The following is a 16,164-nucleotide window of genomic DNA, read 5'->3' as shown; positions in this document are numbered from 1 at the left end:
TTGAGCGATTAAAGACTAATTGATAAAAGAGGAATTTTGCTTGAGCTAGCCATCTCTTTTGTTTTACTCCTGTGAATAACGGAATTCCAAAAGCCATAGCGATAAGGTACCATAATCAGGATATCTGCATTCAATTTCTCTATTTCTTGTTCAATAGCTTTTACAATAACGTCTGCATAAACATCTTTATAGGTATGATTTAAATCCAAGAAATTCTGTTTAATACCTTCCATCATATAGGGTACAAGAATTTCTTCGGCTGACTTTCGCACATGAAATATCTCTACCTGAGCATCGAATGATAAAGCAAATTTTCGAACGTTTTGTAAAACTTGTTGATGTACACCTCTTAAAATATCGCATGCAAACAAAATAGTTTTGATACCGTTATATTTAGCATGAATAGGAATACTTAAAATCGGACATTTAAGACGGTTGATAAGCAAAGATGTTGTATTTCCCATAATGTCCTGTATCATGCTTTTATCAGCCATTCCAGTTACGATCATCTCAGCACCGTAACGGACCTTGCAATTGTTAAGTTCCTCCAAAAACAAACCTGATGCAGAATAAGTAATTACTTCGATACCATAATCTTTCATTAGACTATTGGCCACACTTGTTAACTGGTCCACTCGGATCTTGGCTATCCGGTCTATTTCATCGACCGAAAGCCGTGCATTAAGGGTATGGACAGATACTGAAAAGAAATTAAAAAGTACAACGCGGAATTCTTTACCTTTTAAGGCTTCGGCTACAAATCGCATCGCGTTGTGTGAAGCCTTGGAAAAGTTTGTTGCAACTATTACTGTTTGCATATTATAAACATTTGTAAAATTAGGCTAATAAAAAGCATCCGGTGCTATAAAAACACCGGAATGAGAGTAAAGGAACTTATTTTATTTTAAAGGAATTGCGTAACCAATTGAGGCCATAATCCCCCTATTTTTAATAGATGTCTGTTTACCTAAATCGCTTAGTCCTAAATTGTATCGAGCATCAACAATAACTTTTCCCATCCCTAATGGCACAGCTACCCCAGCCCCCATCTGAAGACCGAAATCAAGTTTTTTTAGTTTTTCCCCGTAATTCTTGATGACTTTTGATTCCTTATCCATCAAAAGACCTATTGAAGGTCCAGCATTTACGTACACGGGGCCAAAGGAGTATTTCGCCAAAACAGGTAATTCCAAATAATTGAGATCTAAATCAGTTTTAACGTTCCCATTTTTTAATCTGGTCCCTTTTCCAATATAATTCAATTCAGGTTGAATTGAAAAATTCTGAATATTGGTATTGAATTTAACTCCCACTCCGCTCTGAATTCGCGTTCTCATTTTTTCTCCATCCAAATTACCAATATTCTGTTTCGAAAAATTCACACCAATTTTAGGAATAATTTCAACCTGTTGAGCTTTTCCGAAAAAACCGATTCCGATCAGTGCACTTGCAAGTAATAGTCTTTTAATTTTCATTGTCTTAATGTTATTTGATTGCTACAAAACTATATGGTCTTTGCGCTAAAGCAATCTAAAAACTGTCCCAAGCGGCTAAATTTGAGGTTGAACTTACAACGTATGGATACTGAAACGGCAACCCGGTAAGACATTCGGAAAGCCAGAGAATGTGAAAGCGAAATACTGCATTGAACTGGCCGTTAATTCCTATTATGATTTTCCAAATAGTGTCGTGCTGTTTCAGTCACAGACGGTTTCGTTTCAGATGCGATTATTGCTGCTTCAGACACATAATGCTTTTTTGCTCATCAAAATCTATAGTTATTTGTGCCTGAAATTTTAATCATAAAAAAGATGGTAAAGCAAAAATTCAAAGCAATGAACAATATCAGATTATGTGCAACCACATTAACAATAGCCATATTTTTGAGTTCTTGTGGAGGACAAAATCAGGAGCAGGGCTATGAGCAGCAACCTATAAATACCGATTTTATCGGATTGCAAGCGTCTCCCTCAACAATAGTACAATCCTATCCGGGTACGATCGAAGGAATAGTAAATGTTGACATAAGAGCCCAAGTAACGGGTTATTTAGATATAATTTATGTAAAAGAAGGTGATTATGTGCAAAAAGGGCAACCGTTATTTAAAATCAAAAGTGATGTCTTTAATGAGCAAGTAAATAACAATCGGGCATCTCTAAAGGCTGCAATGGCCTCACAGGCGAACGCATTAATTGAATTGGAGAAAATAAAACCCCTAGTCCAGGGAAAGGTTGTGTCGGAATTACAACTTCAAACCGCACAGGCACAATATGACTCAGCAAAAGCACAAGTGGAACAGGCAAAATCTGCGCTAAATTCTTCGCAAATAAACGCTGATTTTGCGGTCATTAAAGCTCCTGTGAGTGGTTACATTGGCAGAATTCCTAGTCGCATTGGTAATTTGGTTAGCCCGACGGATACAAATCCGATGACGACATTGTCAGAAATAAATCAAGTCTATGTTTATTTCAATTTAAATGAAGCTGAATTTATTGATTTTACAAATGCCAGAAAACAAGATGAAGGTATGAATACCGTTGAGATTATTATGGCAGATGGTAATCGTTATCCCCATAAAGGCAAGGTAGAGATTGCAAGCGGAAATATTGATAGAAATACGGGATCAATAGCTTTAAAAGCTGTCTTTGCTAATCCAGATAAGGTGTTAAGATCTGGAGGTACTGCCAGGGTGATGTTGACGAAAAGCCTAGATAACGCTTTAGTTGTCCCAATGGCCAGTGTCAAAGATATACAAGACAAATTTTTCATATACACTTTGACAGATAGTAATACTGTTCAAATGAAACCTATAGAAATAAAGGGGCGTTCGGGCGCAAATTATATTGTTAAGAACGGTGTTAAACCCGGAGATAAGATTGCTATAAACGCAATAGACCAACTTACAGAGGGTGTAAAAGTAGCGCCAAAATTAGTGAGTTTGGACTCATTAAATAATTAAAATTTACTCAGGAATCTTATGTTAAAAAAAATAATTGATAGACCAGTAATGGCCACTGTTATCTCGGTGGTTTTATTGATATTAGGTGCCATAGGTTTGCTCACCTTACCCGTGACTAGGTTCCCTGATATCTCCCCGCCTACTGTTATGGTGTCGGGCAGTTATCCTGGTGGTAACAGTGAAGCCGTAATTCGCTCGGTAGTAACTCCACTTGAAGAACAGATCAATGGGGTGGAAAATATGCAATATATAAAATCCACCGCAAGTAATGACGGATCATTCTCTATTTCTGTAATTTTCAAACAAGGGGTAAACCCTGATCAGGCAGCAGTGAATGTACAAAACAGAGTACAACAAGCGACGCCAATACTTCCACAAGAGGTTATCAGAATGGGATTGACCACTTCCAAACAGCAGAATAGCATGATCATGATTTTCAATGTATCTACAAAAGATAATAGTAAATATGATGAATTGTTTTTACAGAATTACGTAAATATCAATGTTATTCCACAGATAAAACGTGTTCCGGGAGTAGGTCAAGCGCAAGTTTTCGGGCAAAAAGACTATTCGATGCGCGTTTGGTTAAATCCTCAAAAAATGGCGTCCTATGGTTTAATTCCTTCAGATGTAAGTACTGCAATAGGAAATCAAAGTATCGAAGCAGCCCCAGGTAAGCTTGGAGAAGAATCTCACGCACCGCTGGAGTATGTGATGCGTTATAAGGGTAAGAAGAATTTACCAGAAGAATATGAAAATATCGTAGTCAAAAGAGATGGTCCGCAATTGGTAAGACTAAAAGACGTTGCGCGAATTGAGTTCGGATCTATAAACTATAGTGGAAACTCGACCACAAATCAAAAAAACTCGGTAACCGTAGCAATTTTGCAGACTACTGGCTCAAATGCGAATGATATTGAAATCGGCATAAAGGACGTATTGTTGAAGGCTTCGAAAAATTTTCCTCCGGGGGTGGAGTATTCTAGTTTAATGAGTACAAAAGATCGTCTTGATGAAGCCACAGGACAGGTAAAATCGACATTGATTGAAGCATTTATTCTTGTATTCATCGTCGTGTTCCTGTTTCTACAAGATTTTAGATCGACAATTATTCCAGCCATAGCTGTACCTGTAGCGATTGTTGGGACGTTTTTCTTTCTTCTTGCTTTCGGCTTTACCATAAATGTATTAACACTATTTGCACTTGTTTTGGCGATAGGGATTGTAGTGGATGATGCAATTGTCGTCGTCGAGGCTGTGCATAGTAAGATGGAAGGAACGAACTTGACAGGAAAAGAGGCTACTCACAGCGCTATGGGTGAAATTACAGGTGCTGTAATTTCGATCACCTTGGTCATGTCAGCGGTGTTTATTCCCATTGGTTTTATGACTGGCTCCGCTGGTATATTTTATAAACAGTTTGCGTATACCTTAGCGATAGCCATTATTATTTCAGCTGTCAATGCCCTTACACTGACACCTGCATTATGTGCGCTTTTACTTAAAAACAACCATGCTGAAGGGCATCATGATTCCAATGAAAAACAAGGTTTCAAAAAGCGTTTCTTCAATGGGTTCAATGCAGGTTTTGACAATCTTACAGGTAAATATATAAAGGGACTGAAATTTTTAATCGCTAAAAAATGGCTAGGTGTCGGTCTTATTGTAGTGGTTACTGCTGTAGCTGGATGGCTGATGGTCAGCACACCAAAAAGCTTTGTTCCAATGGAAGATGATGGTTTTGCCATTATTAGCATCAGTATGCCTCCTGGAACTGCTTTGGACCGAACTACAGCTGCGGCAAAGAAAGTGGATCAAATACTGGCAAAATTCGAGTCTGTTAAATCCAGTTCTATAATCACGGGGTTTAACATCCTTTCCAATAGTGCTAGCCCTGCCTATGGGATGGCCTTTGTGAAATTCAAGGACAAAAAAGATCGTGGAGAAGTGAAAGATATTGATCAAATAATGGAACAGTTAACCGCAGAATTTGCTACGGTAAAAGAAGCAACAGTAATGGCTTTCCGTAGCCCACCAGTTGAAGGATATGGTGTCACAGGCGGTGCCGAGATTGTACTGCAGGACAAAACCGGTAAATCCGCAGAGAACTTGAAAGCGATGTCGGACAAGGTGATCGGGGAAATAATGCAGCAACCCGGCGTACAATATGCATACACTACCTTCCGCACAGATTTTCCGCAACTGGAGCTCGAAGTGGACGAAGACAAAGCCCAGCAAATGGGAATAGAGGTCAGTGAAATGATGAACGCGATACAGACCTACTTTGCAGGGGATCAGTCTTTGAATTTCACACGCTTTGGAAAGTTTTATCGTGTAAACGTAAAAGCAGATGGCATTTTCAGAACAGATGAAGAAGCCTTCAATGAGATTTTCGTACGCAATGATAAAAATCAGATGGTTCCTGTCAAATCTATTGTAAAGCTGAAAAAAGTGTACGGACCAGAATCATTAAATAGATATAACTTATTTAATGCACTTACGATTAGTGTGGTCGCGAATCCAGGAGCCAGTAATGGGGAAATTATGGAAAACTTAGAAAAGAATGTATTAGATAAATTACCATCCGACTTCGGCTATGAATGGACTGGATTGAGTCTTGAAGAAAAATCCGCTGGTAACCAAACTTTGATCATTCTGTCGCTATGTCTTCTTTTTGTATACTTTTTGCTTGCCGCCCAATACGAAAGCTATCTTCTTCCATTGGCCGTTCTATTATCTATACCAACAGGTATTTTAGGAGCTTTCGCGTCTATTAAAGCTGTTGGATTGGACAACAATATCTATGTGCAGGTAGGACTTATCATGCTTATCGGATTGCTGGCGAAAAATGCAATCTTGATTGTTGAGTTTGCAGTACAAAGACGTGCCTCAGGGTATTCCATTATGGAGTCTGCAATTGACGGCGCAAAATCCAGACTCCGTCCAATCATCATGACTTCTCTTGCCTTTATCGTGGGGATGGTGCCTTTGATGGTCGCTACAGGAGGATCAGCAGTAGGTAACAAATCTATCAGTACCGGCGCAGCAATAGGCATGTTGACTGGGGTTATTTTTGGGATTTTTGTTATTCCATTATTATATATGGCGTTTCAATATCTCCAGGAAAAAATTTCAGGTAAGAATAAAGTTCAGAAAACACAAACAATTGAATAATGATATTTTCAAGAAACAAGATAATCTATAGCGTAGGATTGGCAGCTTTGCTGTCCTCCTGCTCTGTAGGCAAACAATATACTCGTCCGGAGATTAGCACACCGGAAAACTATAGACAACCAGTACAGCTAACTGGAGATACCGTGAGCTTACCTTGGAAGACATTTTTCAAGGATCCTAATTTGACGTTATTAATAGATCGCGCACTGGAAAAAAACAAAGATATTTCGGTTGCTTTACTGAATATCCAACAGATGGAACTTTCGTACAAGCAAGCAAAACTCGGTCTGCTTCCAAATGCGGAATTGAGTGTTTCAGCAGCAAGAAATTATTTATCGAAAACTTCCCTTAATGGATCTTTAAGCGAACAGATCACGGGCAAAAGTTACATGGATGACTACACCGCTACCCTGTCGGTATCCTGGGAAGCAGATATCTGGGGAAAGGTGAAGATGCAAAAAGAATCTGCGAAAGCTAATTTCTTCATGCAAAAGGAAAATATGCTTGCTTTAAAAACCAGATTGATCAGTCAAGTTGCTCAGGCTTATTATAACCTGGTGACCCTCGATCAGCAATTAAAAGTGGCAAACCGTAATATTCTATTAAGTGATAGCACGCTCTCCATGATAAAGCTTCAGTTTGAATCTGCCCAGGTTAATTCATTGGCCGTAGAACAAGCGGAAGCCCAAAAGAAGACAGCTGAACTTTTGGTTCCATTGACCAAACAAAACATTGCGGTACAGGAAAATGCACTCAGCATACTTTGTGGAAGCTTTCCAGAAGGCATAAAGCGCTCGTCCACGCTTGAGACCGATATGTTTGAACAACAGTTTGCTCTGGGAATTCCAGCAGGTGTTCTGAGCAGAAGACCTGATGTAAAGGCGGCAGAATATGCCGTAGTGATAGCCAATGCGAACACTGGAATAGCAAAAGCACAGATGTATCCTTCGCTACGGCTTACTCCTTCGATCGGTACAAATTCATTTCAGTTTAATAATTGGTTTGACCTACCTGGATCATTAGTAAAAAATATCGCTGGAAACATAACCCAGCCGATTTTTAAAAATAAGCAGCTAAAAACGGATTATGAAGTAGCTAAGTTAGAGCAGGAAAAATCTGCAGAGCAGTTCAGGCTTTCGGTCATGACTGCTGTGGGAGAAGTTTCGGATGCTTTGGCGAAAAGACAATATGCAAATGAACGGGCTGAATTGGTAAGATTAAAGCAAGCCTCTCTTGAAAAAGCAGTGAAGGACGCTATGCTCCTTTACAAGAGTGCCATGGCTACTTATCTTGAAGTTATAACAGCTCAAAACAATGCGCTGCAAAATGATCTTGAAGCGGTCAATATCCAGAAGGAACAAATGGATGCAACGATGGAACTGTATCGTTCTTTAGGTGGCGGTATAAATTAAATAGGTGATTTAATTATATATTGAGGCTAGCTGTTTGTAAAGCTAGCCTTTTTTACTTCTAAATTCCAAGCTAAGAATCCAGCCAATCCTTTAATAGATTTGCCTTTTCCCGGCTCACAATAATTTCAAATTCCACATCATGTAAAACAACCTTTAATTTTCGATTGAAGTGGTTAATAACCTGTTTTACGGAATCAATGTGAATAAAAAACTGTCTATTGGCGCGAAAGAAGATTTTTGGATCTAATTGCGTTTCTAATTCATCCATGCTCTGACTTATAGTAATATCTTTACCGCTCTTCAGACGTGCCTTAGTGATCTTCATCTCAACATAAATACAACTTACATCATCTACAAAAACAGTCTGGAATCCATCCCTAAATGGCGTTAAAAAACGTGATCTATAAGCTTTTGGCTTAATAAAATTCACCAATTGTTGTATAGAAGCAATATTCTTTAAAACCGATTCTCTATCTTCCGCCTTTTGTAAAGCCGTAAATAATTCACTCTTTTCTACGGGTTTTAATATATAGTCAACACTATTATATTTAAAGGCCTGTACAGCATATTCATCATATGCTGTCGTAAAGATGATAGGGCAATCCACTTCCACTTTATTAAAAATATCGAAACTAATCCCATCTGAAAGCCTCACATCCATTAGCGCAACATCAGGCCTTTCGTTTTGCAAAAACCAATCCACCGTATCTTCTACACTATCCAATACAGCCATTATGACTATTTTGGGGTTTATTTCTTTTATTAACCGCTTTAGACGGTCAGCATTTAACTTTTCGTCCTCAATTATTATTATCTTCTCTATCATAATTTATTAGATGAATTAAGACCTCAAATTTATCTTTACTTTTCTTAACCTTTGGCAAAGTTTTATTCAGTAGCTTGAATCTACGAATGATATTATTCAGTCCTATACCGGTAGAAGTTATCGCAGGGCTGTCAATAGATGACAATGTATTATCAACAATAATAATTCCTTTCTCGGGATTTGTCAAATTAATTAGCAATGGATTTTTTTTATTCGTTGTATTATGCTTGATTGCGTTTTCAATAAGTAGCTGCAATGTCAGAGGCGGAATAAAAAGACCTTTACTATGAGGCTGAATGGATATATTGAACTGCACACCATTACCAACCCTATTTTCTATCAAAAAAATATAAGCATACAGGAATTTGATCTCTTCATCCAAGGAAATCAAATTTTTCTTGCTATTCACTAAAAGATAACGATATACTTTTGAAAAATTTTCTGAGTACTCATACCCCAGTTGCTGATCCTCCAATATCAATTCAGAGAGAACGCTTAGGTTATTAAATATAAAATGTGGGTCCAATTGAAGTTTAAGTGCACTCAGTTCGGCTTCGGTTGTAGCTTGTTTCAATTCTGATAATTTTATTCTCTGCTCTGCAGCTTCAGTGGAAGTAGCCACCCAATTGTTGATTAAATAACTTACTGTGTTGACAAAAATTATTATGAAAGATATTACTAAACTAGCGATTATCAATTGCAGAGCACCTCTAATCTCATCATTTGTCGGCACGGGGTTGAATTCGGATGAGTTTTGATAAGCAATCGCAAAGAATATCATGTTTAGGAATAGAAAGATAAAAACTATTGAAAAATTTATTAAAACTTCCAACATAAGTCGTTTCCACTTACTTTGCTGCCAGGGAACAACTTTATTTAATCTATTATGAATAAAAATGCTCGATTCCGAAATGAGGAAGTAAAATAAGAAACCTATTATCCATTCGGCAACAAGCTCCCAAACATCGCGTTTAAAATATTCATGCCAAAATACTGAATATGGGTCTAGAAGAAACGATACTAAATAATATAATAAAAAAGCTAAAAATACAAGCATCAACCTCTTTACCCTATCCGGTACAAATCGCTGGGAACTAGAAGTGTCTTTTGGTTCTTCCACTTTTTTCATTATATCGTCAATTAAAATTATTTATCAAATGATTTGGTTCGTTATTTACGGTAAACAACAAAAGCCTACATCTTATGTGTGGTATTTTATATTATAACAAAGATTAGACTAAAAACGGAAACTTAAGTACTCATTATCGCTCAACCTGCAAAATTGATAACTCAAAAGGTCTAATTGATAGTTGAAGTGTCGAATGATTATCTTACCACAAAATACGATAATGAGCATTGAACATTATAGACTTCAAAAACTTTTAATTAAAAAAACAAATTAGATATATAAAAATGGGGTGGATACCAGCTGATATCACCCCATCAATATTTTCTCCTTATAAATTCTAAGTATCTTAAAGAATTACTAATTCAGTTTCTTGGAAAGTATATTCTCTAAATCCTGGTGACTTAACCTTCGCCCGATAATGGTTCCATCGGGAGAGATAAGAAAACTATCGGGTATCGGCTGGACCCCGTATAGTTCTGCGACTGGAGCTTTTCCGTTAGAAAGATCTGAGGCTTGCGGCCATATTAGCCCGTCTTTGACAATTGCTTCTTTCCACTTTTTTTCATCCTTTTTCACGTCAATTGAATATTGCAAGATAGTAAAGCCTTTGTCTTTAAACTTTTCATAAATGACCTTCATATGCGGATGTTGTGCGCGGCAAGGAACACACCAATGCGCCCAAAACTCAAGCAGAACATATTTTCCTTTAAAATCACTTAATTTTATCGGAGCTCCTGTAGTATCAGACGATGTGAAATCCGGTGCTTTCTTACCTATTGCGACTGTTTTGCTCGCATTTAATTTCTCGCCAATATATTTACCCTGAACCGAGGTTTTCAAATCTGACGAAAGATTTGTATATAAAGTATCCGCGAGACCAACTGGCAAATTATCTTGGAGAACATAAAGATAGCCCAAACTAATATTAGAATGCGGGTATTGCCTTATAAAAGATAATTTATAACTATTGACCGAATCACTTTTGCTCTTTATTGATGCAGCGAGGTTTTTATAGTCAGTCGTTCCCTCGTCTAGATTTCGTGTTTTTTGAACCAATGCAGATCTCCTTTTATATAAAGGCAATAAAAACTCTTGCGTTTTGGTATAAGCTTCATTTGTTTCCGTACCCGAAATTTTGATTTCATCAGGAAGATCTACATTTCCTGTGATTTTTATTTTCCCAGGCTCTAAATAAAAGTAGGAATTTTTGCGGGGGTTTATTTCTCCAAAATGTAGGTGTACAAATCTTGACTTATCCGTAGATCCTTTCAGTTCAAACTTTCCGCCGACACTTGTAGTTGTCAACGTATCAATTTTTTCATTAGCACCGTCTTTATAGACAATGATAAATACCTTACTATTGTTCAAACCTTTTATCTGGCCACTGATTTGATAGTTCCCCCCCTTAGATTTTTGGGCTTGGGCTTTATAACCTAATGATACCAAAAAAACACATAGGCCGATATTTAAGATTGTTTTTATTTTATTCATCTTACTTATTGTTTGTTAATTAATTTCTAATAGTTATTCTGAACAATTACCCCATTGCTCGAAATGATCTCTGTCGAAGGAATAGGACTGGCATATCTTCTGGAATTCTTTGGCAAGGAATAGCTTTTTACCGGTTCATTGAACAATACATTTGTACCAGTATAGGGATAAAAATCGCGTTTCAAAATGACATCATCGTTTGGGTCTTCATTATTATTGAAACGTCTAATATCAAACCAACGTTGGACAAATGGCATTTCTCTTCTCCTTTCTTCTAAAATCCGTTTTATAGCTTCTTCTTTAGATGATGCTGTGAGATTCACCCAAGGACCTGGTCTCATCCGCTTGGCCCGCAATATGTTCACTGTATTCATGGCATTTTGAACTTCATTGAGACGGGCCTGTGCTTCTGCCTTTATTAAAAGTGTTTCCGCAACTGTCGGCCCAGAAGGTATCCATTCCTTAAAAAAGAAGACATATCCCGGATAGCTATAAGCTGGTTTGACCATCCCCCGATCGTAGGAATAGTTTTCTACCATATGATATGCATATCTTAGATCATTCTCTTTGTCATAGAGCGCGAGTAGTTCCTGGCTTGGAATATACCACCAAGTTCCTATACTTAACATCCGAAAATATAGAAACTCCTTCCAGGCAATCATATCTGTTTGGTCACTTTGGTTGTTATGTGTATATGGATATTTCAAGGTCACCGTTTCTGCCTGTGGGGTACCAGCATTGATTCCGACAGTACCGTCAATGCCATAACGCATTTCAGTGTTATAATCGACAAGTGAATTATATCCCTTTAAGGTTTCGTCCGCGTATGTTACAGCTTTATTGTAATCATTTCTATGCAGATAATAACGAGCCGCAAAAGCATTTACGGCTTCTTTACTTGCTCGCCAATGCCGAGGGCGACCCGACTGGGTTAAAGAAACTGGGGTCTTAAGCGCTTCAGAAAGATCCGATTCAATGAGTTCGTATACTTTCTGCAAAGGTTGCCGTTCAATCGGTTCCTCAAAACTCGTACTTGTTTTAAGCGGAAGACCTAATTCATTTTTATTGGCCTCGGTGTAGGGCAGGCAATATGTATTTGCAAGTACCCAATAACTGTAGGCACGGATAAAATGGGCATCTGTTCTTATGATTTCTTTCTCCTGATCTGATCCTGTAACGTTTCCCAAATTGCTGAGAGCCATATTTGCCGTAAATATCTTCTTATATTCATTAGACCAAAAATTATCAGCAATGTCATTAATTAAATACTGAGAATCCCATGTTGAAAATTGGATACTTGCAATATTTGAAAGCACCGAACGTCCGCCATTATATAGGTCAATGGTCATTCCCCAGTCGTCTGTTCCATACGCCTGAGCACGGTTACTTTCGTAAAAAAAAGTAGATTGATTATCCAACAAAGCGTTGAGCTGTGCAGTAGTTTTAACAACTAGGGCAGACGTCTTGGATGGTGGTTCTTCTAAAAAACGCTTGCATCCAAAAAATAGTACAGATGAAGAAAATAAAATTAAAAGGTTGCAGTTATTTAAATATCTATTTTTCATGATTTCTGTTTTTATAGTTCACATTTGATACCCAAAGAGATTCTTGGTTGCGGTTTGAGTGTGCCTAAAGGATACTCTGGATCTTCTCCAGCTTTATTGGCTACAATTGTGAACAGGTCATTTCCCTGGGCGAATACTTGGACACGTTTCATATTTATTTTCGATCCCAAACGTGAAGGGAGATTATAGGTTAAATTGACTTCTTGCATTCGAAGATGAGATGCATTCTCAACCAAATAGCTCATGTAGGGATGGAATCTACCCCAAAAATAGTATCTAGGCTCTATCTGATTGAGAGGTAGTGGAACAATCTGCATTGGGTCACCATTTACTACTTCATTAATCTTTTTATTTGGTAATACCCGCGATTGTAATGTTGCAGGATAATTAAAGCCCTCGCGTTTAAATTTATGTCCAAATTTCCCAGTAACTATAAAAGAAAAATTAAAATCATAGACCTTAAATGAGTTTGTGAATCCGAATGTGTAGGGCGCTACCGTAGTACCCATATTTAGCAAGTACTTCGTTCCGTCGCCCGGTGTATATGACGCAAAATCAAAAAAAGTACCATTTGGCCCAGCTACAGTAGGCTGGTTATTTTTTATACCAGTATAATCATAAGCCCAAAGTGTATTCGCATCCCTTCCTTCTACATAAGCAGCTGTTCCACCTCCTACTAACCCAGAGGCGGTATAATTCGCAACGAACAGTTGAGTGATCTTATTCTTATTGTATGAAAAGTTAGCATTACCACGCCAAACAATATCATTACCTTTCAAACGTTGCACTGTACCAATTTCCAGTTCAATACCTTTATTGGTCATTGAAGCATTGTTAAGGTTCTGACGTGTCGTTCCATTAACAGCTGGAATAGAAAGCGCAGCTATCAAATCCCGTCCCGACTTATTGTAAACATCAACTTTACCAAAAATCGATCCTCCAAATAAGCTGTAATCTACCCCTATGTTCCAAGTACCTGTTTTCTCCCAGCGAAGATTGGGATTTCCATAACTCGATATCGTTGCTCTATAATCTCCTGTATAAAGATTTGGAGATGGTTCTATGGCAATGAGAGGGCGGAAAGATGTTGACCTATCAACATTCCCGTTATAACCATAAGTAGCCCTTAACGCTAAATGATCCACCCATTTGCTTTCTTCCATAAATTTCTCCTTATTTATCCGCCAGCTCCCCCCTATTGACCAAAAAGGAGCATAGCGGTAAGAGGGATCATCTGTAATAAGGTTAGAAGCATCGGTACGAATGCTGCCCGATAAAGTATATTTTGTTTTATAGGTATAGGATGCATTGCCAAATAGCGAAAAATATCGATCCGTTACGTGTGTAAATTTGTTAACATATTCGAATGATTGATTAAACCCGGTCCAACCAAGTATTGGAGCAGTCGGAGTTCCTGGACCATTAGGAAATATTCCTACGCCAAGAGTTTCATTATTGTACCCATAAGCTATCGGTGGAGTAAAACTTTGGGATACCAGATTATTTATTTCTGTTCCTCCAATAAATGTGATTTCGTGATCTTCCTTAAATTTCCTTTCAAAATTCAACTGATTTCTGAAAATATAGGATTCTGTCTTGATACGACCTTGTTCAAGAATTCCTCCTTTTGGCAGATTTGGCGTCACGCGGTTCGTTGTCCTGTTCCAACTAGCAGCAGAGTTAACAGTATTCCTGACATAGAAGGTATTTTCATTGTTCCAGTTTCTATTATTTGTATTAAATAATTCGTACTGAATTTTCGTATCAAATGTAAGTCCTTTGATAATCTTAAATGAAAGACCGGCTTGCAAACGGGTATTTAACTGCTCACTTGTATATTTTCGATTTTCAATTTCCTGAATTGGATTGTATGTCCAATCGGCATATGGGAACAAAGAGGTAGGAACCAACTTATCAATAATAGGCGTATAATATTTGCCTATGTTATTTAACGAACCATCTTCGTTTCTAAGCATTTCGTAAGGCGCAATATTCGCGATATCAGCCAATGGATTTGGAGAGCCATACGGATTGACATTATAATTTACGCCACTTCTGTTAATTTTATTATAGTTTACAAGTCCGCTGAAATTGAGCTTTAACCACTTAAATATATCTGCCGAAGTATTGTAGTTAACGGTGTATTTTTTATTGTTCGAATATTTGAAATTTGATTGTGTGTTCTCATAAAGTAGAGAAACACGGTTGCTCATCTTTTCATTTGAACCTGAGAAATCCAGATTGTATTGTTGAACAGTTGGGTTTTTTAACAATTCATCCTTTATCTGCTTTTTATTGCTAAGACCTTTGTATTTTGATAGCAATGCATCGCGCTCCTGTAATGATATTTTTCCCAAATTATACTCACTTAAGGCTATTGTTCCTGGAGACCATGCTTTATAAACATCATTGGGAAATATTCCTACGTTGATACTTGCGCCCCAGTTTCCAAAAGACTTCATTTCATAATCTATAGTTTCAGCGGATGATGCGAGCGGATTTACATAGTCGAGATCCAGTTTTTTTGAAATCCGAGTAAAAGCAGAAAAGTTTATAGCCAGTGGAGTCCCTTTTTTTCCTTTTTTTGTTACAACTACAATAACACCATTTGCTGATTTAGCTCCCCAAATTGAAGCAGCAGCAGCATCCTTCAATACGGTAACACTTTCAACATCATTAGGATTTATTGTACTGAAATCTCCCTGGATCGGAAATCCATCGACCACTACTAATGGAGCCGCATTTTGGTTTCGGACGCCAAATGGATCACGGATATTTAGCGCTGTCTGACCTCTTATCTCAAATCGGGGGTTACCGTCGGCATCTAGTGTAGACTGCATACCGGCAGTAGTTCCAATTAATCGTTGCGAAATATCGGTCGCAGGTTTTTCCAACTGTTCTTGACTAATCGTATTAAATGCCCCTGTTGCCCTTTCCTTAGAGATGGTCTGATATCCGGTATTAACCACCGCAACCTCTTCTAAAATCGAAGTTGACATTTCCATTTTAACGACGATATCGCGTGATTTGCCAATTGATATTTCCTGTGTCTTATATCCTAAAAAGGATATTTGGATCTGTTGGTTTTCACCAATATTACTGATCTTAAATTCACCTTTGGCATTTGTGTTCACGATTAAGTTGGATCCCTTTAACCGAATTGTTACCCCTGTCATCGGGCGCCCCTTCTCATCGAGTACGATACCATTTAAATCACCCACCACTTTTGAGCCCGAATCTGAATGCTGACTTTTAGATTGTCTCTTTCTAATCATAACAGTCTTATCGCTTATCACATACTGTATAGGTTGATCCGCAAAACAATATTTTAAGGCGTTAATGATATTTTCGTTTCTTAAATCAATATTGATTGGTTTAAGTTCGGCTAAGTCTTTGTCTAGGTAAATAAAGTCGTAACCAGTCTGCGCACTAATTTTGTCAAGTACTTTTCGCAATGAAATACTTTTCTCCTTGATGGTTATCTGTGCATTGGTTATAGCGCTTACCTGAACTAAAGAAATAAGCATTATGAATGTGGTCAGCTTCATAATAATCAAAAATTTCCGGGGTATCAGGACACACCAAGATATCCCCAATTTTTCATAAA

The 16,164-nt window shown here is 37.7% G+C and carries 10 protein-coding genes; 3 read left to right on the top strand and 7 right to left on the bottom strand.

Going from position 1 to position 16,164, the window contains the following annotated elements:
* Positions 1-8: 8 nt before the first annotated feature.
* Both B3297_RS19140 and B3297_RS19135 read right to left on the bottom strand, forming a co-directional pair.
* The gene (locus B3297_RS19140) at positions 9-818 is read right to left on the bottom strand and encodes a universal stress protein (protein WP_286779297.1); all 810 of its coding nucleotides are present in this window, start codon (positions 816-818) and stop codon (positions 9-11) included.
* Positions 819-899: 81 nt separating this feature from the next.
* On the bottom strand, positions 900-1,475 hold the full coding sequence (locus B3297_RS19135; protein ID WP_286779296.1) for a porin family protein: 576 nt from the start codon (positions 1,473-1,475) through the stop codon (positions 900-902).
* Between the two features lie 336 nt (positions 1,476-1,811).
* Here B3297_RS19135 and B3297_RS19130 point away from each other — a divergent pair, with 336 nt between their 5' ends.
* From B3297_RS19130 to B3297_RS19120, 3 genes are read left to right on the top strand one after another with little or no spacing between them, the layout of a single operon-like run.
* Entirely contained in the window at positions 1,812-2,960 is a 1,149-nt protein-coding gene (locus tag B3297_RS19130; protein ID WP_286779295.1) for an efflux RND transporter periplasmic adaptor subunit, read from the top strand.
* An 18-nt stretch (positions 2,961-2,978) separates the two neighbouring features.
* Entirely contained in the window at positions 2,979-6,134 is a 3,156-nt protein-coding gene (locus B3297_RS19125) for an efflux RND transporter permease subunit (protein WP_286779294.1), read from the top strand.
* Complete coding sequence (locus B3297_RS19120) at positions 6,134-7,546, top strand: efflux transporter outer membrane subunit (RefSeq protein WP_286779293.1); 1,413 nt, start codon at positions 6,134-6,136, stop codon at positions 7,544-7,546. Before B3297_RS19125 ends, B3297_RS19120 begins: the two co-directional genes overlap by 1 nt.
* A gap of 70 nt (positions 7,547-7,616) precedes the next feature.
* Here the strand turns inward: B3297_RS19120 and B3297_RS19115 are convergent, their stop codons facing one another.
* The 5 genes from B3297_RS19115 to B3297_RS19095 form a co-directional block, all read right to left on the bottom strand.
* Positions 7,617-8,372, bottom strand: a complete 756-nt coding sequence (locus B3297_RS19115) for a LytR/AlgR family response regulator transcription factor (RefSeq protein ID WP_286779292.1) — start codon at positions 8,370-8,372, stop codon at positions 7,617-7,619.
* Positions 8,347-9,501 carry a sensor histidine kinase gene (locus tag B3297_RS19110; RefSeq protein WP_286779291.1) on the bottom strand — a complete coding sequence of 385 codons (1,155 nt, stop codon included), beginning with the start codon at positions 9,499-9,501 and terminating at the stop codon, positions 8,347-8,349. Before B3297_RS19110 ends, B3297_RS19115 begins: the two co-directional genes overlap by 26 nt.
* A gap of 357 nt (positions 9,502-9,858) precedes the next feature.
* Positions 9,859-10,992, bottom strand: coding sequence for a TlpA disulfide reductase family protein (locus B3297_RS19105; protein ID WP_286779290.1), 1,134 nt, complete (start codon positions 10,990-10,992; stop codon positions 9,859-9,861).
* 26 nt (positions 10,993-11,018) lie between these two features.
* Entirely contained in the window at positions 11,019-12,557 is a 1,539-nt protein-coding gene (locus tag B3297_RS19100; protein WP_286779289.1) for a RagB/SusD family nutrient uptake outer membrane protein, read from the bottom strand.
* A gap of 11 nt (positions 12,558-12,568) precedes the next feature.
* On the bottom strand, positions 12,569-16,084 hold the full coding sequence (locus B3297_RS19095) for a SusC/RagA family TonB-linked outer membrane protein (protein ID WP_286779288.1): 3,516 nt from the start codon (positions 16,082-16,084) through the stop codon (positions 12,569-12,571).
* Positions 16,085-16,164: the final 80 nt, after the last annotated feature.

This window comes from Sphingobacterium sp. UBA3519, assembly GCF_002377215.1.
GTDB classification, from domain to species: Bacteria; Bacteroidota; Bacteroidia; order Sphingobacteriales; family Sphingobacteriaceae; genus Sphingobacterium; species Sphingobacterium multivorum.
The sequence above is the reverse complement of the archived record's forward strand: the minus strand, read 5'-3'. Positions and strand labels throughout refer to the sequence as shown.

Bases quoted from the DNA above. Each gene is read 5' to 3' on its own strand.
- B3297_RS19135 (WP_286779296.1), bottom strand. From the start codon at position 1,475: ATGAAAATTAAAAGACTATTACTTGCAAGTGCACTGATCGGAATCGGT.
- B3297_RS19095 (WP_286779288.1), bottom strand. From the start codon at position 16,084: ATGCTTATTTCTTTAGTTCAGGTAAGCGCTATAACCAATGCACAGATA.
- B3297_RS19130 (WP_286779295.1), top strand. From the start codon at position 1,812: ATGGTAAAGCAAAAATTCAAAGCAATGAACAATATCAGATTATGTGCA.
- B3297_RS19125 (WP_286779294.1), top strand. From the start codon at position 2,979: ATGTTAAAAAAAATAATTGATAGACCAGTAATGGCCACTGTTATCTCG.
- B3297_RS19105 (WP_286779290.1), bottom strand. From the start codon at position 10,992: ATGAATAAAATAAAAACAATCTTAAATATCGGCCTATGTGTTTTTTTG.
- B3297_RS19100 (WP_286779289.1), bottom strand. From the start codon at position 12,557: ATGAAAAATAGATATTTAAATAACTGCAACCTTTTAATTTTATTTTCT.
- B3297_RS19110 (WP_286779291.1), bottom strand. From the start codon at position 9,501: ATGAAAAAAGTGGAAGAACCAAAAGACACTTCTAGTTCCCAGCGATTT.
- B3297_RS19120 (WP_286779293.1), top strand. From the start codon at position 6,134: ATGATATTTTCAAGAAACAAGATAATCTATAGCGTAGGATTGGCAGCT.
- B3297_RS19115 (WP_286779292.1), bottom strand. From the start codon at position 8,372: ATGATAGAGAAGATAATAATAATTGAGGACGAAAAGTTAAATGCTGAC.
- B3297_RS19140 (WP_286779297.1), bottom strand. From the start codon at position 818: ATGCAAACAGTAATAGTTGCAACAAACTTTTCCAAGGCTTCACACAAC.